This window comes from Alkaliflexus imshenetskii DSM 15055 (genome assembly GCF_000517065.1).
Classification (GTDB): domain Bacteria; phylum Bacteroidota; class Bacteroidia; order Bacteroidales; family Marinilabiliaceae; genus Alkaliflexus; species Alkaliflexus imshenetskii.
Genome location: NZ_KI912105.1, coordinates 1562173 through 1584767, shown reverse-complemented (window position 1 = coordinate 1584767; position 22595 = coordinate 1562173). Strand labels below are relative to the sequence as shown.

General features: G+C 43.2%; 16 protein-coding genes. 9 read left to right on the top strand and 7 right to left on the bottom strand.

Annotated elements, in window-relative coordinates:
- The first annotated feature begins 189 nt into the window (after nucleotides 1-189).
- Together ALKIM_RS0106430 and ALKIM_RS0106425 are read left to right on the top strand one after the other, a co-directional pair.
- A complete protein-coding gene (locus ALKIM_RS0106430; RefSeq protein ID WP_084555817.1) occupies nucleotides 190-4323 on the top strand; it encodes a PAS domain S-box protein in 4134 nt (1377 codons plus the stop codon).
- A gap of 7 nt (nucleotides 4324-4330) precedes the next feature.
- Nucleotides 4331-5614, top strand: a complete 1284-nt coding sequence (locus tag ALKIM_RS0106425; protein ID WP_026473924.1) for a fibrobacter succinogenes major paralogous domain-containing protein — start codon at nucleotides 4331-4333, stop codon at nucleotides 5612-5614.
- A 12-nt stretch (nucleotides 5615-5626) separates the two neighbouring features.
- On the opposite strand, the gene ALKIM_RS0106420 is transcribed toward ALKIM_RS0106425, so the two are convergent.
- Nucleotides 5627-6451: a toxin-antitoxin system YwqK family antitoxin gene (locus ALKIM_RS0106420; RefSeq protein ID WP_084555816.1), complete on the bottom strand. Its 825-nt coding sequence runs from the start codon at nucleotides 6449-6451 to the stop codon at nucleotides 5627-5629.
- A 416-nt stretch (nucleotides 6452-6867) separates the two neighbouring features.
- Here ALKIM_RS0106420 and rnr point away from each other — a divergent pair, with 416 nt between their 5' ends.
- The 3 genes from rnr (at nucleotide 6868) to metA (ending at nucleotide 10737) form a co-directional block, all read left to right on the top strand.
- Entirely contained in the window at nucleotides 6868-9033 is a 2166-nt protein-coding gene (gene rnr, locus ALKIM_RS0106415; protein ID WP_026473922.1) for a ribonuclease R, read from the top strand.
- A 73-nt stretch (nucleotides 9034-9106) separates the two neighbouring features.
- Nucleotides 9107-9715 (top strand): TetR/AcrR family transcriptional regulator, encoded by a 609-nt coding sequence (locus tag ALKIM_RS0106410; protein ID WP_026473921.1) that lies wholly within the window; start codon nucleotides 9107-9109, stop codon nucleotides 9713-9715.
- Between the two features lie 101 nt (nucleotides 9716-9816).
- Entirely contained in the window at nucleotides 9817-10737 is a 921-nt protein-coding gene (gene metA, locus ALKIM_RS0106405; protein ID WP_026473920.1) for a homoserine O-acetyltransferase MetA, read from the top strand.
- Nucleotides 10738-11342: 605 nt separating this feature from the next.
- Here metA and ALKIM_RS0106400 read toward each other — a convergent pair.
- Nucleotides 11343-12236, bottom strand: coding sequence for an MCP four helix bundle domain-containing protein (locus tag ALKIM_RS0106400; RefSeq protein ID WP_026473919.1), 894 nt, complete (start codon nucleotides 12234-12236; stop codon nucleotides 11343-11345).
- A 350-nt stretch (nucleotides 12237-12586) separates the two neighbouring features.
- On the opposite strand from ALKIM_RS0106400, the gene ALKIM_RS0106395 reads away from it, so the two are divergent.
- The 3 genes from ALKIM_RS0106395 to ALKIM_RS0106385 are packed head-to-tail and all read left to right on the top strand — an operon-like array spanning nucleotide 12587 to nucleotide 16147.
- A complete protein-coding gene (locus ALKIM_RS0106395) occupies nucleotides 12587-14440 on the top strand; it encodes an Ig-like domain-containing protein (protein WP_044118189.1) in 1854 nt (617 codons plus the stop codon).
- Nucleotides 14441-14481: 41 nt separating this feature from the next.
- Nucleotides 14482-15312, top strand: a complete 831-nt coding sequence (locus ALKIM_RS17805; protein ID WP_235714390.1) for a DUF3108 domain-containing protein — start codon at nucleotides 14482-14484, stop codon at nucleotides 15310-15312.
- Nucleotides 15313-15349: 37 nt separating this feature from the next.
- On the top strand, nucleotides 15350-16147 hold the full coding sequence (locus tag ALKIM_RS0106385) for a CHAD domain-containing protein (protein ID WP_026473917.1): 798 nt from the start codon (nucleotides 15350-15352) through the stop codon (nucleotides 16145-16147).
- A gap of 11 nt (nucleotides 16148-16158) precedes the next feature.
- Here ALKIM_RS0106385 and ALKIM_RS17800 read toward each other — a convergent pair whose 3' ends face one another.
- The 5 genes from ALKIM_RS17800 to ALKIM_RS0106360 all read right to left on the bottom strand — a co-directional run bounded on the left by ALKIM_RS17800 (nucleotide 16159) and on the right by ALKIM_RS0106360 (nucleotide 20916).
- Nucleotides 16159-16632 (bottom strand): hypothetical protein, encoded by a 474-nt coding sequence (locus ALKIM_RS17800; protein ID WP_052345444.1) that lies wholly within the window; start codon nucleotides 16630-16632, stop codon nucleotides 16159-16161.
- A gap of 239 nt (nucleotides 16633-16871) precedes the next feature.
- Nucleotides 16872-17993 carry a glycosyltransferase gene (locus ALKIM_RS17795; protein ID WP_052345442.1) on the bottom strand — a complete coding sequence of 374 codons (1122 nt, stop codon included), beginning with the start codon at nucleotides 17991-17993 and terminating at the stop codon, nucleotides 16872-16874.
- Between the two features lie 17 nt (nucleotides 17994-18010).
- Nucleotides 18011-18790: a radical SAM protein gene (locus tag ALKIM_RS0106370; RefSeq protein WP_026473916.1), complete on the bottom strand. Its 780-nt coding sequence runs from the start codon at nucleotides 18788-18790 to the stop codon at nucleotides 18011-18013.
- A gap of 21 nt (nucleotides 18791-18811) precedes the next feature.
- On the bottom strand, nucleotides 18812-20194 hold the full coding sequence (locus ALKIM_RS19180; RefSeq protein WP_052345440.1) for a sensor histidine kinase: 1383 nt from the start codon (nucleotides 20192-20194) through the stop codon (nucleotides 18812-18814).
- Nucleotides 20195-20199: 5 nt separating this feature from the next.
- Entirely contained in the window at nucleotides 20200-20916 is a 717-nt protein-coding gene (locus tag ALKIM_RS0106360) for an SOS response-associated peptidase (RefSeq protein ID WP_218916674.1), read from the bottom strand.
- Nucleotides 20917-21427: 511 nt separating this feature from the next.
- Here ALKIM_RS0106360 and ALKIM_RS0106355 point away from each other — a divergent pair.
- On the top strand, nucleotides 21428-22549 hold the full coding sequence (locus ALKIM_RS0106355) for a DNA polymerase III subunit (protein ID WP_026473914.1): 1122 nt from the start codon (nucleotides 21428-21430) through the stop codon (nucleotides 22547-22549).
- Nucleotides 22550-22595: the final 46 nt, after the last annotated feature.

Sequence of the window (22595 nt, the reverse complement as noted above, 5' to 3'; positions counted from 1 at the left end):
GACACTAAAAAAATGTCCGTTGGTTGAGAAATTCCCTTAGTTTATGGAGAGAATCAAGCATTTATTAAAAGAATTGTTTATTTTTCCATGGTTGGTTCGTATAATGAAAGTATTGATGGATTTTCGAAAACACACTGGTACCACTATCTGTTTTAGGTAATGGTTTTGAACCTTATATAATCTGGATATATGAGAGAATTCTTTATGGAAGAGCTGGACAAGAGTGTAAGGTTGGTGTTTCAGGTTACTCTGGTTCTGATTCTATGGACTGTGGTCCATTTTTTTGCAGGTAATCAAGGCTTTAATACATCGACAGTCGTGTCTGCCGGGTATATTATACTTGTGCTTTTGGCAGGGTTATGGTTCTACCGGTTTAGAAAATATACTGGTTGGGCCAACATGGTCACTTCGCTTACAATGGTTTTCATTTTGTGGAGTTTTACAACTGCCAGCCACAGTCAATCATTGCTATTGTTAACTTTTATATTTCCGTTTTTTTCATATCTAATAGTGGGGCACGATTGTGCATTAAAGTACGCAATGTTTTTTTATCCACTCATGTTGTTGATATATGCTTTATCAACATTTTTGCCGGTTGGCTCTTTCCCTGCTTTTGGGGTGATGGTTGCATTTTTTTCGATGCATTTGGTGTTGTTGGTTTTACTCGTGATTTATAGCCGCCATGTGACGCAGGCCAAAAGCAATCTAATTGAAGGACGGGATAAGTTTGAGACGCTTTTTAACAGCCTCAATCTGGGCGTTGTGATGATCTCATCTGAGATGAAGGTGTTGGAGATGAATCGTGCGGCACGTAAGTGGTTTCCACATGCCAATCTGAAGTCGGATGCAACTTGTTACAAGTGCCTAAACTACAATGCTATGAGCCAGGAGTGTGATGAGTGTCAGGCCCGAGAGGCATTTGAGAGAAAAGCCACTTCATCCTACATCAAAAAGAAGCATACCGCATTTGGAGAAAAGATTTTTAAAGTAACAGCAAGCCCCTTGCTAGATGATTCAGGTAACGTATATGCTGTGCTTGAGACATTTGAAGATGAGACAGAACGCCAAAATGCACTCGATGCTTTAAACAGTGCTGAAGAGACTTATCGCAATTTGTTTTTAAATTCACAGGTTGGGTTGTTTCGCACCGATATTGAAACCGGTAAACTGCTTGATGCCAATGAGGTGGTGGCGCATTTGGCAGGCTTTCGCAGCAGAGCTGAATTAATGACTTCGAACTTTAATGTCTCGGATCATTATGAAAACATCCTTGACAGGGAGAATTTTACAGGTGTTTTAAAGAAGGCAGGCGAAGTAGAGGGTTTTGTTGCGCGATTTCGCAGGTTGGACGGGCGTACGGTTTGGCTTCGTATTTCTGCTAAATTCTTACGCACCAAGGGTTGGATCGAAGGGGTTATGGAGGATATCTCGGTACAACAAAACGCGATGTCGCTTTTACAGGAAAGCGAGGAGCGCTATCGGCTATTGGTTGAAACATCACAGGATGGTATTGCCGTAGCACAGGGGATTGGTCTTGTGTATTTTAACCCCAGATTGATAGAGATTACGGGTTATGCCTACGACGAACTAAAGTCCATCGACTTTGCAAAACTCATACATCCGGATGATCAGGAATTGGCCATACAGCGTTACCGTAGCAGAATAGCCGGGGAGCCTACTGAAGCGAGGTATCAGCTCCGGTTGATACGTGCCAATGGCTCCGTTGTGTGGGTCGAAATGAGCGGAACACGTATCGTATGGAACGGGCAGCCTGCTACATTGAACTTCCTTAAAGACATCAACAGCCAGAAAAAAGCGGATCAGCTCCTCAAGGAGAGCGAAGAGCGTCACCGGTTGCTGGCTGACAATTCGTCGGATGTTATCTGGACGATGAATTTGCAGGGACGTATCACCTATGTAAGTCCCTCGGTGGAGCGATTGCGTGGATTTACACCGTCAGAGGTAATGAATCAAAAGCCTTCTGAATTAATATCTCCATCTTCTATTAAGGCGTTTCAGAATGGCATGGAGCAGGTGAAGCGTTATGTCAGTTCCGGAGAACGTTTCCCCGATGTGCGAATAGAACTTGAACAACCTTGTAAAAACGGCACATCGGTCTGGACAGAAGTAACCATTTCCGGAATGTATGACAAACGTGGACTTTTTGTAGGCATTCTGGGCGTTACACGTGATATTACCGATCGGCGGATATCCAAAAATCTCATTGATTATCAAATTCGACTTCATAAACTGGTTGCTGAGATCTCCTACGATTTTATAAGCTCAAATGTCAATAATATCGATGAAAAAATCGATTTTATGCTTAAAAAAACCGGCGAGTTCTTTGACACTGACAGAGCATATATCTTCCTGTTTTCTGATGACGGAACCAAAATAAGCAATACACATGAGTGGTGTGCAAGCGGTATCTCCTCCGAAAAAGGTGCCATCCAGAATTTGCCTGTGAATGAGATTAGCTGGTGGTTTAATCAGATCAAAAACAAGCAGGTGGTTAAAATCTGCGATGTGGACACAGTGCCATCTGAGGCTGTTTTTGAAAGAGAAGAGTTTGTGCGTCAGAAAATTAAGTCGCTGCTGTCGGTGCCTATCATTCAAAATGATGAACCCGTTGGTATTCTGGGTTTTGATACTGTAAGATATGAGAAATCGTGGGATGAGAATGAGTTGCTCCTAATAGAGGTTTTGTCCAACTCCCTGGCCGACACGCTGTTGAAAGTTGATGTGGAACAAAAACTCTTGAAGGCGAAGGAGGAGGCAGAGGCTGCAAGTAATGCCAAGTCGGAATTTTTGGCCAACATGAGTCATGAAATCAGAACCCCGCTCAACGGGGTCATCGGATTCACCGAAATGCTTAAAAATACCAGTTTGGATGCCCTTCAGCGCCGATATCTCGACAATGTAAATACGTCTGCTCATACACTTTTAGGTATTATAAGTGACATTCTCGACTTCTCAAAAATTGAGGCCGGGCGGCTTGAGCTGGATGTGTTACGCATCGACCTGATTGAGCTGGTGGAGCAAACCATGCAGATTGTCCGTTATCAGGCCGATCAAAAGTCATTGCGCCTTTTACTGCGGCTTTCGCCTAATATGCCTCGCTATGTGTACGTTGATCCCTTAAGGTTGAAGCAAATTCTGGTAAATTTACTGGGCAATGCTGTTAAGTTTACAGCCCGCGGCGAAGTGGAATTGTCTGTCGACTATGAAGAGACTGGCGCAGACACCGGAAACTTCAGTTTCAAAATACGCGATACCGGCATTGGCATCACACCGCAACAGCGTGTGCGGCTGTTTAAGGCATTTTCTCAGGCCGATACAAGCACTACCCGCAAATATGGAGGTACAGGCCTTGGGCTTATCATCTCCAATCTTTTGGCCGCGAAAATGGGCGGTGTTATCAACCTCGAAAGTCAGCCGGGAATTGGTACAACTTTTTATTTCACCATTAATGTACGCTGGGAAAACAAAAATACACCTGAATCAGTAATCAGCATTCAAACTGAGGAAACCGGGAAGCTGCAGTCAATCAACAATCCTGTGATAATAGTAGCGGAAGATGTGGAAATGAACATGGAGCTTATTAAGGTGATGTTGGAGAGTTTTATTCCAGACCTCACCATCCTCGAAGCTTCCACAGGGCAAGAGGTTCTCAACCTCATAAAAAAACATAGTGTGGATCTGATCTTAATGGATATTCAGATGCCAGTAAAAAGCGGCATCGAAGCTACACGTAGTATTCGCGAGGCAGAAAAGCTAACCGGACAGCACGTACCCATTGTGGCACTCACTGCTGGTGCACTAAAAGAGGAGCGAATAAAAGCCATTGAGTCAGGGATGGATGACTTTCTTACAAAACCCATTGACCAGAACCGACTGAAACAAACAGTTTTTCGGTATCTGTCTGTTAATGAATTAGACGAGCAGCCCCCCAGAGTGTTTTCTTTCGAGGGCTACGAGCATTTCAATTTAAAGGAGTTGATGGAGCGTATAGATGAGGACGAGGAAGTTTTTAGCAGGCTTATTAAAAGTGTGTGCCGCCAGATGCGTGATTTTGTGAATGCGATTGACGATTCTCTCAGAGTAGGAGATATTGATGCGGTTGTTGGATTGGCACATACCATCAAAGGGGTTGCGCTAAATATGGGTTTTGAAAAGCTGGCAACCATTACAACAAGACTGGAAGCTGCATCCGGCCTCACAAATGAGTCCGTGAGGCCAATTGTGAACGATATCAAGCTGGAATGGGAAACCATTAAGGGTTTAATTCGTAAAGATCACAGATGTGATTCCTGTAACTGTTAGCCGGATTATGATACGATGGATCTGTTTGCTTTTTTTGTTTAACCTGCCTGCACTTTCTGCCAGAGACATTAGTCTGGTATTTCGTGGCGCGGGTGCCTCGGTACCCATCGATCGGGTTGAAGTTGTAAATCTTCACAACGGCACCACGCTTACTTTAAGTGGCCTTGATATTTTAAATCTGAAGGTTGTTGCAGATAGTCTGGCTGATGCTCTAAACCCTGAACGCCCTCTTACCATACGGCCAAATATGCAGGCCGGCACCTGCGAAATTGTGTTAAATCTTTCGCAGAATGGCGCTGTTCAGGTTGAAGTGTTAAATGCCAATGCCAGCTTGCTTTGTAAATCCAATTTTCACATGAAAGCGGGCGAACATACGCTTAAGGTATCTGGCATGCAAACAGGTGCGCACCGCATCATCGTTACAACCCCAAACCGGGAGCATTCACATTGGGTGATGTCAGGAAACAACACCCGAAATGCCAAAGTTTCTGCCGAATACCTGCAAGGTGCCGGTGCAGTGCCGCTTGCAACTTATGATATGCCGTTGGGTAAGTCAATCTCGATGCCCTATCGGATGGGTGAACGTTTGTTGTTGAAAGCATCTGCCGGAACCCTTCAGTCTGTGACAGTAGTTGTGCCGCACATCGATGGCGCCGTTGATTTTCGGTTTGCGCCATGTCGGGATGCCGATGGAAACAACTATCCAGTGGTGAGCATTGGTAAGCAGCTCTGGATGGGAGAGAATCTTAAAACCACACGCTTTAACAATGGCTCTCCCATAGAGTTGATTGTAAAGGAGAGTGACTGGCGCGAAAACAGTTCGCCTGCCTATTGTTGGTACGATAACAATGACCAGCTTAAAGATTGGTACGGTGCGCTCTATAATTGGCAGGTGATTGCTTCAGGAAATATTTGTCCCGATGGCTGGCGTGTGCCGACCGATGCCGACTGGTACGATTTTGAAGTTTTAATCGATTCCGAAATACAAATTCACACCGCTCTCGGTTGGCGTGGCTCTCAAGGTGGTGCCAGCCTGAAAGCTTCATCGGGTTGGACTGGTGGGCAAAGCGGATTCAATAGTTTTGGTTTTACGGCTCTCCCGGCTGGCCGACGCGGACACAGCGGACATTTTAACAGCGAAGGGCAGTATGCCTATTGGTGGACTGCCTCAGATACAAAAAATGGCATGGAAGCATGGGCTCGCTATCTGCTGCCCAACTACGACTATTTTTACCGGGGAAGCTTTAACCCAAATTACGGGTTTTCAATTAGGTGTATATATGTGGAGTAACATTGTTTGGCATTAACGGATGGCCCGGTTTAACTCCTCACCCGATTTAATTCTTACCATTCGCCCATTCTCATAAACACGTATCTGTCTGAGATTTTCCTGATCGTCGTAGATAAACTCTTCGCCTGTGATAAATTGGCCGTTTTGGTAATAGCCTTTTTGATATATCTGCCCATTCATTCTATAAATTGTGTGGTGTCCAGTACCAAGAAAGGGACTGGATTGTGGACGTGTTGTTTCGGCAATAAACTGTTTGAGTGCGTCGTTGTTGGTGGTGAGGCTTTCAAACTCACCGCTGTCGTTGTAGTTTCTCAGTTGAACCAGATCGCCGGTGGCATTGTACACTTCAACCTGGCCAAGAATCGCTCCATTGTCCCATTTGCCTCTGTATTTTAGTACGCCATCGGGATAGAAGTAGCGCTGTTCGCCTTCGCGTCGTCCGTTGCGGTTAAAATGAAATTCGTATGCCGATTGCCCAGTTGGGTGATAGTACCGATAGGTGCCTACCCAACAGAACTCTTGCCAATTACCCTCTTCCCTGAGCGTGCCGTCAGGATAATATGAACGCACCGGGCCTCTGGCCACACCATTTCGCCACGTGATTTCGTGACTCACATTTCCATTTGGGAAGTAGGTTTTCCACAATCCATCTTTGTTACCATCCACATAGCTGCCTTCTTCCATTATGCTGAAGTCCTCTGGCGAAAAAATGGCCCAATATCCGGTCTTTTGTCCTTCGGCATCAAACAGATTGCGTTGTGTTTCCTGCGAAGAAACATTTCCATTTGGCAACAAGGCCATCAACAGCACTAAAATAACCGTTTTCAGGAGATACATCTCGTTTATTTTGATTGTTGTTTCTGAATACTTTTTCGTTTGAAAATGAATAAGGTTACGTTTTTAATTGGATAAATGCAGTCCGGTTAATCGGCATAATCCTTTCCGGTTGAATATTCCTTTTGATGGATTTGTTTAAGGGGGCGAATTTGGTGGCTAATAGTTTTGTAGCGGATTTTTTTATTCAAAAATTCAGCATTTGAGACTTTTAATCCTTATATTTGATATGATAACCAAGCCGGATGTGATAATTGTTTGAGTCTTAGACTGGCAATTAATTTCAACGCCAAGGCCAATGACTGTTTTTGAAGTAAAGTTACAGCCATTTTTGTGATTTTCTTTTTTACTGAAGTCATCACACCTAAGTGCTCAGAATAAATTGAACGTCTGGTTATTTTTGATTTAAAACAGAACAGATGATTAAAGATAAGGAGAGTAAGCGGCCCAAACGTGCCGAAATGAAAGCATTGATTCAGGATGTTTTTTTCAATAATCCCCAAAAGAGTTACAATTATAAACAGATAGCTTCCATAATTGGTGTAACCAAAAAAAGCGGTCGCCAGCTAGTGGAAGTTTTACTTTATGAGTTGTCGGAAAGCGGATATTTGGGTGAAGTATCTACAGGCCGTTTTAAATTACAGGCACGTGGGTCGCAAATTGAGGGTCGGGTTGATATGACCGCTTCTGGTGCTGCCTATATTGTTCCGGACGATGGCGGGCAGGATATATTTGTAACACAGGCCAATCTAAACAATGCCCTTCATGGTGACAGGGTTAGAGTACTACAGTATGCCCGACGAAAGCGGCATCAAATGGAGGGCGAAGTTGTTGAAATAATTAAACGTAAAAGAGAGCTCTTTGTGGGGGTACTTGATGTAAGTCCCAATTTTGCTTTCCTTGTGGCTGAGAATAAAGTCATCAATAGGGATATTTTCATACCCAAAGACAAACTAAAGGGTGCCGTTAACGGTCAAAAAGCCGTTGTTCGCATTGTAGAGTGGCCTGCAAAATCTAAAAATCCGGTAGGTGAAGTTGTTGATGTGCTCGGCAATGTGGGTGACAATGAGGCTGAAATGCATGCCATACTTGCCGAATTTAACCTGCCCTATTTTTATCCACCTGAGGTGGTGGCGGCGGCTGAAAAAATTCCCGACGAAATTCCTGCTGAAGAGATAAAGAAACGACGCGATTTTCGCAATATAACCACCTTCACCATCGACCCGGCCGATGCAAAAGATTTTGACGATGCCTTGTCGTTGCGAAAACTTGACAACGGCCTTTGGGAAGTGGGTGTGCACATTGCCGATGTCACGCACTATGTTGTTCCTGATTCGGTTATCGATAAAGAGGGTTACGACAGAGCCACCTCGGTATATCTGGTTGATCGCGTGGTGCCAATGTTGCCTGAGCGTTTGAGTAATTTCCTTTGTTCGCTTCGCCCCAATGAGGATAAACTCTGCTTTTCAGTAGTGTTTGAAATGACCGATGATGCTGAGGTGAAGGATGCCTGGGTTGGTCGCACAATCATCAATTCCGATCGCCGCTTTTCTTACGAGGAGGCACAGGAAGTTATTGAAACCGGGAAGGGTGATTTTTCTGAAGAAATTCTCACCCTCAACAGCTTGGCCAAAAAAATTAGGGAAGCCCGATTTCGTAAAGGCGCCATCAGTTTTGAGCGCGTAGAGGTGAAATTTGAAATCGATGAGAAAGGAAAGCCTATCTCAGTGTTTTTCAAGGAGTCGAAGGAAGCCAACAAACTCATCGAAGAGTTTATGCTTATGGCCAACAAGCGTGTGGCAGAGTTGATAGGAAAAAATGAGTTGGATGGAGGCAAATCCAAGAGCGCCAAAACGTTTGTCTATCGCATACATGACTTGCCCGACCCCGATAAGTTTGAAACATTCAGCCGCTTTGTGCGCAGATTTGGCCTCGAAGCAATGCCGCAGGGCAAAGAGAGCGTTAGCCAGGCATTGAACAGGTTACTCGAAAATGTGAGAGGCAAAAAGGAACAGAATATCATTGAGACATTGGCCGTACGTACAATGGCCAAAGCAATCTACTCTACCCATAACATCGGTCATTACGGCCTCTCATTTAAACACTATACCCATTTTACATCTCCCATTCGCCGATATCCCGACATGATGGTGCACCGATTGTTGCAACGTTATCTTGACGGCGGACGATCGGTATCAGCCGATAAGTACGAAGAGATGTGTGAGCACAGTTCCGATATGGAGCAGCGCTCTGCCGAAGCCGAAAGAGCATCCATCAAATACAAACAGGTCGAATTCCTGAAAGATCGTCAGGGACAGAATTTTGATGGCGTTATTTCCGGCGTGAGTGAGTGGGGGCTTTACGTTGAAATTGTTGAAAACAAATGCGAAGGGATGATTCCAATACGCGATTTGGATGACGACTTTTACCAGTTTGATGAAGAAAACTACTGCATCATTGGCCGAAAAACCAGAAGGCGCTTTCAACTTGGAGACCCGATACGCATTAAAGTAGCACGTGCAAACCTAGAGAAACGACAGCTGGACTTTGTGCCTGCTCAGGATGAGGATGCCTGGATGCGTTAATAATTGCGCTCATTCCCATTTGTTTGAGAAACTATTTTTATTTTTGCAATAACCATTGAAAATCTAAATCACCATGAGTCTGGAAAACAGTTCGTTGACACCGGCGCAGGATGCTACCAGATCGGCTATACTGGATGCATCACGTGACCTGTTTGCCCGTTTTGGCTATAAAAAAACTACCATGGAGGACATTGCCATGGCTTTGAGAAAAGGGAAAAGCTCCCTTTATTATTATTTTAAAAACAAGGAAGAGATTTTTCAGGCCGTTATTGAAATGGAGGCCGAACTCTTGTATGATAAGCTGAAAGATGTGGTTCGTTCCGACCGGGATCCTGCAAACAAGTTAAGAGATTATGTCATTGTGCGCATGGAAACAGTGGCTGGTCTGGAGAACTATCAAAAGGTGCTAAAGGAGGATCTTTATGGTGGATACGAGTTTCTCGACACAGTTAAGATGAGAGGCGAATCTCTCGAAGATGAGATGCTTAAAACCATTCTCGATGAGGGTGTTCTGAATGATGTGTTTCATGTTAAAAACACGCGGATGGGAGCTATCGGTATAGCCACAGCTCTCAGAGGTCTCGAAATCCCTCTGTTCAGAGGTGTTTCCAACCGTGAAGAATTTCACCAGCAACTGGATAACATTCTGAATATCCTGTTCTATGGAGTAATGAAACGCTAAGGGTCTTTACAGACTTGCTGCGGGTGCGGATGATGTGGTTAGCCGGTATCAAGGATGCCAGCGTAGCCCAAATTGGATATTTGTTGTTTTAGAAAATTGTTATGCCTGTTAATATTCCTGATACGCTTCCTGCAAAGGCTTTGCTCGAGGCTGAAAATGTATTTGTTATGGGGGCCAGCCGGGCCGAATCCCAGGATATCCGGCCTTTGAAGATACTCATTTTGAATCTGATGCCCCTTAAGATTGTCACTGAGTCACATCTGCTTCGGGTGCTTTCAAATTCACCCTTGCAGGTGGAGATAGAGTTGATGATGACTTCATCGCATGCACATCGCAACACACCGCAGGAGCATTTAGTGGCTTTTTATAAGACATTTGATGAAATCAGGGATCAGTATTTTGATGGGATGATAATTACCGGTGCTCCTGTTGAGTTAATCGACTTTGAGCAAGTGACCTATTGGCCCGAGTTATGTGAAATTATGGAGTGGAGCAAAAAGCATGTTACCTCCACTTTTCATATATGCTGGGGAGCACAGGCCGGAATGTACTACCATTTTGGTGTGCAAAAGTTTGAACTTACAAAAAAAATGTTTGGCGTGTTTAACCACGATGTGCTTCTGCCCAAGGAGCCTTTACTTCGTGGTTTTGATGATGTGTATCAAGTGCCGCATTCGCGATATACCGAGGTGCGTGTTGAGGATGTCAATGCCGCGCCAAGCCTTATTTTATTGAGCCAGTCACCAGAGGCAGGCGTGTTTTTGGCCATATCAGAAGATCGTCGGCAAATTTTTGTAACCGGCCATCCGGAGTATGATGAAAATACTTTGGGAGAGGAGTATTGGCGCGACATCAATAAAGGAATGGAGATTGCCGTTCCTGAGAATTATTACCCCGGAGATAATCCCGAGGCAAAGCCTGTGGTTACCTGGCGTGGCCATGCCCATTTGCTCTATTCAAATTGGCTAAACTACTACGTGTATCAGTCAACGCCATATAAGCTGGGCGAGTTGGAACCATAAAAACGCCCTTTCCAAAAAAGCCCCGAGCCAACGGCTCTCTCATAGCATGCAACACCTTTACCAGATGGACTAAAGTCCATCCTTACAAAACATATCCGAGCCTACGTCTCTGGCATAAAGGTTACTTTATATATTTAGTTCCGTAGGAACGTTTTATATTGTAAGGCCGGATTTTAATCCGGTCACAAGTCCAGCTAGCAAATTCGTTGAGTTCCTTAGGAACGCTACATATTCCATCCTATCCAAACATGGCCCGAGCCTACGGCTCTCGCATAGCATGCTACACCTTTACCAGATGGACTAAAGTCCATCCTTACAAAATAATTCGAGCCTATGGCTCTTCTATAAAGGCTATCTTTTCTATTGTCACAGCCCTTTTCTCGAGAGTTCCGGAGGAACGGCTAGTCTTATAAGGCCGGATTTTAATCCGGTCACAGGAACAACTAATAAATCGATTGAGTTCCGTAGGAACGATGCATAAAACCGCGTGCTAAACAAGCCTTAAGACTGTGACTCTGGCAAAAGAATACTACATGGAGAAATAAAAAAGCCGATAGTTTTTCTCTAGCGGCTTTTTTATATGATAACGTGCGTTTATTAATGACTTACCTCAATGCAAATTTGTGGTTGCCAATATGAAAACCATCTGCAAAAATATCAGCAACGTACTCTCCGCTTAGCAGCTCACCCATATCCGCATCATAAAAGATACACACTTCGGTGCTTTCGCCGCCATACTCAATCGAACGCATGGCAGAATAATTGATTCGTGAACCTTCATGTGTAAACAGGTCGTCACGTGAGTGCATCAGAAGCTGTCCGTCGGGTCGTTCAATTCGCAGATAGATATCTTTCATCCCCACCGGTGCGGTCACGTTTCGCATAAGCGTAAAGCAGATACGTATTTTACTGGTGCGGCTGCTTCGGTCGGTGGTTCTGCCCGACGCGTTGAGGCCATCGGCTTTTATCCCTGAAATTTCGAGCCTGCTGGCAATCGTAACTTTTTGTTCAAGATTTGCTCTTACGGTTTCCAGTTGCCTCACTGAAGTTTGCATCTCTGCCACTCGCCGCCGTTGTTCAATGTTATCTTTTGTGAGTTCAATGTTTCTGGCGTTTAGGGAGTCAATCTGAAAAATATAGGTTCGCAATACGCCCCTGAGCGTGGTCAGTTCTCGCTCATATTCACGTATTTTGGCTGTGTTGGTAGCACGGATTGTTTTTAACTCTTCCACAAGGTTGTGAATTCGTTCGCGCTCTACCTGTAACATTAAATTTAGTGTGTCATTGTCACTTTGCAGGGAGTCAAAATTCACAATTAGTCGCTGATACTCTTCCGTAAGTATGTTTTTTTCTTCAGTGAGATTTTCCACGATGAGGTTCATCTCCTTACTTTGAAAAAAATAGAGTGCGCTAACAATGATTAGTATTAAGCCCAGACCAGCAAGGGCGATAATAAGTTTTTTGTTTTTTGTCAGGGTGCTTTCTGGTTGTATTTCCATTTCAGAGCTGTTTTTTGTAACAAAGCAAAATTATTACTTTTTGAATATCCTGCAAAGTTTCTGCCACAAAGGGTTTAATATCGCTATTGGGCATAAATATTGTTTATCCATCGTCATCAAGTCCCGAATGCCCTTTTTTTATAACTTTGGGCATTATTTATAAAAATCAGGAGGCATGCGGCTAATCGATTTATTTTAATGGCACAATATTGATTTTGGTCCGTTTTTTATAAAATAATGATGGGCAAAGATGTAAAGGTGTGGTTGATAACGAACAAATCAGAACTTTCTATCTTTTTCTAAGTTTAAACAGTTAAATTTATTTCATGTTTATTCCCGGAGGATCATCCATGAGTTATAAAAGTATACAAAGCCTGTTGTTACTATTAAAAAAGTATGCGGCGCCACTCTTTTTTATTGTGGTATTTGCATCAATTGTGTTCTCAACAGGAGGTTGCGCCAGCACTGGCTACCCTGGCGGTGGTCCGCGCGATGAGGTTCCGCCGGTAATGCTTCGTTCGATTCCGCCTGAAGGCTCATTGAGTTTTATCGGAGATGAAATCCGAATTGAGTTTGATGAGATTATTCAGGTGAGGGATATTTTCCAGAAATTGATGGTTTCGCCTCCCGTGAACGAATTGCCCGAGGTGTCGGCCAGAGGGCGCAACCTGGTTATCCGGTTTAAGGAGGATTTGCAACCCAACACTACATATACACTTGATTTTGCCGATGCCATCAGCGACAACAATGAGGGCAATGTGCTACAGGATTTCAGGTTCTCCTTTTCTACCGGGGAGATAATCGACAGTTTGCGAATTTCCGGCTTTTTGTTTGATGCGCAAACCTTGGCTCCTGTTAGCAACGCGTTGGTTATGGTACATAAAAATCAGGCTGACTCTGCCTTTAAAACCCTAGTGCCCATAAGGGTAACCAAATCAAATCCCGACGGACGGTTTTCAATTCAGAACCTGTCTCCCGGCGAATACCGACTCTATGCTTTGGAGGATGTTAACCGCAATTTCCGCTATGATCAACCCGGAGAGCGCATAGCCTGGCACTCACAACTGGTTTCACCATTCGTGGGGTTTCATGAACGCATTGATTCAATTCCACCTGATTCGGCAGTGGTAGTGCAGGAACAGGCTTTTTTACCCGATAGCATCCAACTGTTTCTGTTTCAGGAAGACAATGTGGGGCAATATCTTCGCGATGTGGAACGTAAATCACGAAATCGTATAGATTTCTTTTTTAGCCGCCCCGTAAAAGAGACGTTGGATGTAACCCTTGTCGACAGGGACATGAGCAACTGGTTTGTATATGAGCGTAGTGCACGTCACGACAGCATATCGCTCTGGCTTACCGATTCGGTGCTCATCAGGAGCGATTCCTTGTTTTTGCGTGTTCGGTATCACGTGCCCGATTCGGCAGCCAATCTCACTTTGAAAACGGATACCCTAAACGCGTACTTTTTTCAGGTAGGCGGAGGTGAAACCCGTTCCCGTCGTCGGGGAGATGATGAAAAAGAGAGAGAGATTCCGGTGTTGCGTCCGGAAGGTCTTAAAGGCACGTTGGAAATTTTGGAGGATTTAACAATCCGTTTTCCATCGCCTGTTAAAAACATAAATCATGCAGGCATTCGCCTGTCTGAGATGGTTGATACCTTGTTTCAACCCATGGATGTGCGTCTCACGCAAGATTCGGTAAGGCACAGAAGGTATATGTTTGAGTTTGATCGCGTCCCAGGTAGCCGCTATTTGCTCGAGGTTGACTCAGCAGCATTTACAGATATTTATGGATTATCAACCAATGCCATCCGACAGGAGTTTTCAGTTAAAACTGAGGAGAGTTATGGTATCTTCTATATAGATGTGGCAGAACCTGAGCCATCCTGGCTATTGCAAATTCTGGATCGACAGGAGAAGGTTGTGAGACAGGCTCCCATCCCGGCAAACGGAAAAATTGCGTTTCAGTATTTGCGTCCCGGCGATTACTTCCTTCGTATTGTTGTTGATAAGAATCAAAACGGACAGTGGGATACGGGCGACTTCCTCAAAGGTATTCAACCCGAAAGTCTAATCTATTTTCCTGAGGTGGTTAACATACGCGCCAATTGGAGTCGAATTATTCCATGGAATCCACATGAGTTTGATATTCATGACTTTGTAAAAACCAACCGACAGCGCCAGGGCAGTCAACGACGCTGATGTTAAGGCTGGGCTGTTTATTTACTTTTACTTATTCAAAATTGAAAGCAGGAAACGGAATATACAGGGTAGTGACCATGGGAGTCTTGCTATGGTTTTTGTCGCTTGGTGTATGCGCTCAATGCATCACCGAGAACAATGTGTTTAAAGGAGGCGAAAGGGTTTACTACCATGCTTTTTACAACTGGAAGTTTATTTGGTTAAACGCTGGGGAAGTTACCTTTACGGTGGATGAAACCAAGTGGAGAGGCTTACCTGCTTACCATTTTAAGAGTATAGGCGGCACATTCCGCAATTACGACCGTATTTACCGTGTACGCGATACGTTTGAGGTTTTTGTTGATAGATACAATCTAAAGCCTTTCGAGTATCGGCAAATTACCAATGAAGGTTCCTACTCTGCCAACCATCACTACATCTTTAACCGTGAAAATCAAACCATTCGTACGAGCATCAGCCGCGAAGGAAAACCGTTTGAACGTGAAGTAATACCATGGCCCGAATGTGCCTTTGATTTGCTGTCGATGATTTATCAGGCACGAAATATTGATTTCTCCAAATACCGCTCCGGCGACAAAATTCCCATCGCCTTGGTTGTTGACGGGGAAATTCATAACTTATACATTCGTTATTTGGGGCGTGAAGTTGCCAAAACACGGGATGGACGCAGTTTCAACTGTCTGAAGTTTGCGCCTATGCTTGTAAAAGGCACCATTTTCGAGGCCGGCGAAGGAATGACTGTGTGGGTTACCGATGACAAAAACAGGGTGCCGATTTTGGTTGAAGCCAAAATCTTGGTTGGCTCTGTAAAAGCCATCTTTTCACATGCCGAAGGTTTAAGGCATCCTATGACCGCTGAAATTACCCCCTGAACAAACTTTTCCAAGATTTTAAGTAAACCGGGAATGTATGCAAAAAGGTGAAATACATATTCTTGGGGTGGAGCACTACACGCTTTTTCTCAGCAATTATGAATTCTCAACCAAAAGTTGGGAGCCTGAGTTTATCCATCAATTCAGAGTTGCCGTTAAACGAATAATTGCACTCAAAATGTTCCTGATGTCGCAAATGCATGAAGATGGACAGTGCTGTCTCAACGAACTGATGTCCGACATTCAACCCGTTTATAAGTCATCAGGCAAAGTTAGAAACCTTCAGGTATTGATTGGCTTACTGCCTTCTTTCAAACACATGCCTCCCAAATCATTTGTGGAATCTCTTTTGTCCCGACTTGAGGAGCGGAAAGCGCAGTATGCCGATATGGTGAAGCTGCAGACACTCAAATCAAATCAAGCCTTTAGCAGCAGTTTCCTTTCGTGCATCGAAAACTTCTATGAAGGAGATGTTGAATTGTTTCGTGGCCATATAGAGCAAAACGCAACCATGGCAAGGGGATTAATAGATCATTTTGCGCCTGGAGAGGAGTGGCATGAGGCAAGAGCGCTTTTTAAACGCAATTTTTTATTGATGCAAATGGGCAGCACCTTTTATGGCAACGATTATGATTGGGAGGAGCAGAGTTACTATCGCGAATTGGAGCAGTTACTGGGTAAATGGCATGATTTGATGATGCTCGGAAAAGCCATGGGGCGGTTTGAGGCTTCGCAGGATAGTAAGCCGCATGATTGGGTCAATTTTATGCAAGAAAAAACGGATGCTGTTTCTCAATTGGAAACAGACATCCGCTGTGTGGCATTATCACTATAACTCCGTCCGAGTTAGGCCGGAAGTGTAATTTTGGTCTCTTGCTTTGCCGCCTTCGCAGGCTGGTTGTTTAAGTATAATCTGCCGTTAGCAGGCACATCTTCCTTCTGATTCAGAGGTTCAAACGATTTTGGATAGTTGATAAACATCTCATAAAACCGAACCTGTTCAAAATAGTTAAGCTTTATATCCGTAGGGCTTAACAGATATCTGCGAATCCAGAAAGATGTTTTTACGCCTACGCTCAGGTTTTGTAAACCTTTAATTTTGATAAAATAATCAAGAATCTGCTCATCGTTGAAACGATGGTTGGTAAACTCTTGAAATATATCCAGAACTTTTCGTTTCTGTTCTTCTCCTTTTGGGAAAATAACATTGTGTAAATCAGCCTGAGCCCTTTGCTTGATTATGGCAGGAAATAGACGCTTGAATAACCAAAAGCCGGTGCCGGTTAGGATGATTAGCAGAGATAAGGTCCAATACAACATTATTGTTTTGTTTTAAGTAGGTGTTCTTTTTAAATACGTATTTGCTTTAAAATAGTTTCACCTGAGCATTTCTTGTTTTGAATAGTCCAGATGGATCTTGATGGGTTTACGCCTTAAATAACAGATGTTTAAAACATGTTTTTTTAAATAAAAACGCAAGGGTCGATTTAATTTCTGATTCGTCTGTTTTTATGGATTTCGTGGTGAATAGTTTCATCCTTTTGACGAAACGTCAAATATTAATGATGAAGCTGATTTTTGTCACCCCGAAGCAGAAGTGTGTCAATTGCACGTTGCAAAAGGCTTTGATTGCAATACGCGTCACTGTAAACTTGATTTTTGCCGATGCTGCCAATCAATTTTTCAGGTATATCTTCCTGTCTGATATAGAAATGCCGGTTTTTATTGTGTTCAGCCAGATATTCCTGCTCTGTTTGTCCCGGAGTGGGAATCAGAATGGCACTTTTTTTCAGAAACCATAAATCCATAATAGATGAATATCCCGAGCGACATATCACTGTGGGGCAATCACTCATTAGGAGGCGCAATTTTTCGGGATTGAGATGGGGTACAAAGGTCAGATTGTCTGACATTTTTTCGTTCGTCTTTTGGTTTTCGTCAGGATTGCCGCACAGGATGATGCTTTTCTCATCAATAACCGACAACTGAGAAATCAGGAGTTTTTTTAGAATGCTTCTTTGGGGCTCTGGGCCCGAAAGTACTACCAGATTTTTATATTTCGTAAGATCAGTTCTGTTTTGAACAACGCTGTCCCCATTATCCATAAAACGGGAGATGGGTCCAATGAGTTTTGCATTTTCGGGGAAGGGATATTTGTGAGCCAAATCACCGGCCAGTGAATCTGGCCTGGGATTGTCCGGCACCCAGCATTCATCAAAAGCCTGTATGAGCCATTTCACGAAAAGATGCAACGGTTTTTCCAGGAAGCGTATCAGCCCAGGTAATTTTATCATCAATTGATGGGTGATGATAATGCTGTACACATTTTTGTGCTTCACACCGTAACGGTTGTCGGATAGGATACAGTCAGGTTTGTATTTCCTGACCAGTTGTTTGATTGCTAACCGCTCTTTTAACAGCCAATAACACATGCCCGGCACTTGAAGTAACAGTTTCCAGAGCAGACTGCCACTTTTGTGGTAGCGTATTTTAGGCCCTGGAAAGTAGTCCGTTTCAATACCCGGAAATGACTCCTGAAAAATAGTTGACAGAGGTGCTTCGGTGGCTATTATCACCCTGCAACCGGCATCGCGCAACCTCTTAACAATAGGAATGTCGCGTGTTGCGTGTCCCAGCCCCCAGTTTAACGGGCAAATCAATACGGTTTTTTGCTGTTTCAATTTCCTGAATATCAATGTTATTCCGACACCGATGCGGGAATGCCTAAATGGCGAACCAGTGCGGCAATTTCGTGTAATCTTTTTGCGGCAATTTTCTCGAGGGTGTTTACCGGCGTGTCGCGCGCTATTGTATAAACCATTACCTCACGTGGCGCAATGTATTCGATAAGTTTAAGCCAGTTCAACACTTCTTCTTCGGTGCTGTTGTCAATGGTTTGGCCATTAAAAACACCTCGTACAAAGAGTGTTTGAATTACCACCTTACCATCAAACTTTTTCAGGTTTTCTATGGTTTCGTCAAGGTCAAATCTGCCTTGTGGTTGATCAAGAATGCGAATGGTATCAGGATTGGCAGAGTCTAATTTTTGAATGTTGTCATCAACTTTCAATAAAGCATCAAACACAGCCGGTGAATGGATTCGGGATGCATTTGATAATACAGCTACGCGCGCTTCGGGGCAGTGTTTGTGACGCAAAAGCAATGTGTCATCGATAATGCCGGCAAAGTGCGGGTGAAGTGTAGGTTCTCCATTTCCTGCAAAAGTAATTACATCCGGCGGTGTGTCATCCTTTTGCATCTGAATGAGTTTCTGCTCCAACAAGTCATATACTTCCTCGCGCGATGGTAAGGTTGATGCAGGTGCATTAGAATCGGGGTTGAAACCGCATTCGCAATATATGCAATCGAAAGAGCATATTTTGCGGTTCACGGGTAAAAGGTTAACGCCCAGAGAAACGCCTAATCGTCGGCTGCGAACCGGCCCAAATATGACTTCATCGAAAAGAAAAGTAGGCATGTGCTGTTTTTTGAGTCAAAGTTAACTCTTTTGTTCAAACGGCACATGAACAATAAACTCCGAACCTTGATTTTCGCTGCTTCGCACCTCTATTTTGCCACCCAAAAGTTCTACGTATGCTTTGGTAATCGAAAGCCCCAGGCCAGCGCCCTGATAATTGCCGCGGTCGGCAATGTCGGCCTGAATAAACCGTTCAAAAATGGCTTTTTGTCTTTTTTCTGATACTCCTATGCCGGTATCTTTTACATAAAGCATCAAATGACTGTTTTTTCGTATGCAGCCAAACCTAATTTCGCCTTTATGGGTGTATTTATAAGCATTTTTTACCAGATTGGTAAAAATGGCATAGATTTTCTCCTTATCAGTAATAACTATTGAATCCTCAACTGCCAGTTTTTGTTCGAGGGTAAACAGAAGCTGTTTCTTCTCCATCATTGGTTTAAAAAATGCGAAAGTGAAATCCAGCACTTCGTTGATGTTTGTTTCAGAAAGGTGTATCTCCATCAACCCGGCTTCTATTTTTGAGATGTCGATAAGGTTGTTGAGGAGCGTAAGCAGGCGTTCTCCACTAGACTCTATAATTTCGATATACTCTTTTTGCTTACTTCCACTTAGTTCTTTGCCTTTAAGAAGTTCTACAAATCCCAGGATACCGTTCATAGGCGTTCTGATTTCATGGCTCATGTTTGCCAGAAAGGCAGATTTTAGTTTGTCACTCTCTTCGGCTTGCTCCCTGGCTTTTTGATGAAGCACCATTTCGTTCAGGAGTTTTTGCTTAAAATCGCTTTCCGATTCAATTTTTTTGTGGAGGCCTTTTATGAGTGACGATATGGTTGCAACCAAAATCAGGTTTAGTATGATAAAATTTAGTCCAACTGTAATGATGGCTTCGGGTTTCATGTTGTTAATCATTGGGTTGCTCGAAAAAGTAAGAGCGGAAATAAGAGCCAGAATCAGCAACATGAGGATGTTTATGAAAAGGGTGATATAACCCGCTTTTTTGCTGTATATGAGTGTTGAAAAAGCTGAAAATCCTATCAGATAAACCAGGCCGGGGCCGCTCCATCCCAGATAATATAAAAGCACTACACCCAGAAAAAAGAGGCTTATCAATAAAAACTGCTTCCTTGTTTTTATTGCCATAGTTTTATGAAAATAGATAAGTTGCAGTATAAGCACTGCAATGGTGTCAACTATTGCAACTACAGCAAGACCTTCCTTTAGTGATAACCAAAGACTTGGAATATATATGACAACAGATAACGGCATGAGTGTTAAAAGTACATCGGCAAGAAAAGTGGCCTGCCAGTGGCTTACTGTTTCATGCTCGTTGCTTTCGAGCTGCAAAAAACGCTCTCTGTTTTGCTGCCTTATCCTTTCTATGGTGTCAACAAATGATTTCATTTTATTTATAAATCAGGAAGATTGGGGTATTTTTCTATGCCAATTATCTCCGGAATATTTCTGTTCTGTTTTACGTTATTAGCGGTTTTTGGAATTGGGTGTGCCACCAGGTCATTATGCATATATGGCTGAATCAGGTTTTCCAACTCTCTTTTTGAGGTTGTTGGGCTTATCCACCTGCCTTCATCCTCTGGTTTGATTGTCAATGGCATTCTCTTTTTGAGGTTATGGATTTTTTGCATCAATGGGTTGGCAGTAGTAGTTACAATGCTAAACGAGCAAACTGATTCATTGGTTTCGGGATTGTTCCACAAATCATATACACATCCAAGTGATATGGTATCCCATAACCCACTTTTTATAAAATAGGGGTATTTTTCTCCTGCAACGTCACGCCATTCAAAAAATCCTGAAACACCAAGAATGCAGCGACCTTCTGCAATTGGTCTTTTGTATGAGGGTTTCTCATATAAGGTTTCACCTGCCGCATTTAATGTTTTGTTACGAATCTCAAATGCTTTTGTTTGGTTTTTAACCCAGTAAGGAATTAATCCCCACTCCGAAAGGTATATTCCCTTGTGGTGTACCACAGGCAAAGTAGGATGTGAAAACCCACTTACAAAATAGTATGTGGGCAAATCATTTTGCAGCGCGCTGTTTTTCCATTTGGGTGGTAAAACATCTTTGTAGCGTTCGGCATATTTTTCAAGCCTTTTTTGCAAAAATGCAATGTTGTAGCACATGGCAGCAGAAATCTGTATTTACATTTTTTATTGAAACAACAAATCTGATTATATCGGAATAAGAAGTAAATTACGAAAATTATTTGCGCAACTGATAGAGGATGAGCTTTTTTATCTCTGTTTTTTAGATATGAAATACTTCCGCCGGGTGTGAACATCTTATGGCATTACAACGGGTGTGAGGTATTTAGTGTTGTGACTAATTTGTTATCTTTGACAGGATGAAACAGCAGAGGGATGATCTATTTGAATGATTTAATAGCTTTCAACTTCGGGTTTCATGTATGTAATTGTTGTAACTGATTAGCATCGAGGCGGGATTTTTTCTGAATCTACGTGTCAGCTTATTTTGGCGGACTTGCCCGTTAAAATAAAGAATATCTCGATGTTTTGTTACTAATGCATTTTGTTACGCGGTGTGCCTCTGATGCATCTCATACATTGGATTTGAGAAACTGGTACTGCAGGAAATATTTAAAGTGAGTTTTATATGTTTTTCAAAGATATTGCAGGACAACAACCTGTTAAGGAGCATTTGATACGCATGGTAAAAGAGGGGCGTGTTAGTCATGCCCAATTGTTTGCTGGCGGCGAAGGTGTTGGCTCGTTGGGTCTTGCAGTTGCTTTTGCACGCTATCTCAACTGTTTGCAGCCTGGTGAAACTGATGGTTGTGGGAGTTGCAGTTCATGCGTTAAAATCTCCAAACTTGCTCATCCTGACATCCATTTTGTATTCCCGGTAATAAAGGAGGGTAGTTCTCCAACTGTGAGCGACGATAAAATTAACGAATGGCGATCGTTCTTTCTCGAAAATCACTATTTTAGTGCTGGACAGTGGTTTGAATATATCTCCGGAGGAAAGAAAGCCGGGATGATTTATGCAGATGAAAGTCCGGTGATACTGCGTAAACTTAGCTTGAAGAATTTTGAGGGACGCTATAAAATCATGATTATATGGCTTCCCGAAAGGATGAATGATACAGGGGCCAACAAGTTGCTGAAAATTTTAGAGGAGCCTCCCCAAAACACGGTGTTTCTGTTGGTATCTGAAAATCCCGGCGGGCTTCTTGCCACCATTCTGTCGCGTACGCAACAAATTTCAATCCCGCCAATCGATACGGATTCGTTAACAATTGCGTTGAGCAGTCGTTTTAATGTGTCGGAGGCGGAAGCTCGAGTGGCGTCACGACTCGCTCGTGGCAATTATGTACAAGCCGTTGTGAACCTCGACATGTCAAAGGATAATTCCGGCTTCTTCGACCTTTTTACTGCGCTGATGCGGTCAACCTATTCGCGCAAAATATTTGAAATAGTGAAGTGGGTAGATGCGGCGGCTCCTTTGTCGAGGGATAAAATGAAGAGTTTTTTTGATTATGCAACCGGAATGCTCAGAGAGAGTTATATGTATAATTTCAGGCAGCCCGAATTGGTTTACCTCACACCCCCCGAAGAGGAGTTTGTGAAGAAGTTTGCGGCATTTATCAATGAAAATAACATTGAGAAAATGGTAGGTGAACTTCAAGTTGCATATGCTCATATTGAACAAAATGGCAATGCACGCATTGTATTGTTTGATATGGCAATAAAGCTGGTTACATTGTTTAAGTCGTGAGTTCTGACTTTACATCTTTACCGGCAACCATTGAGCAATAGTATTA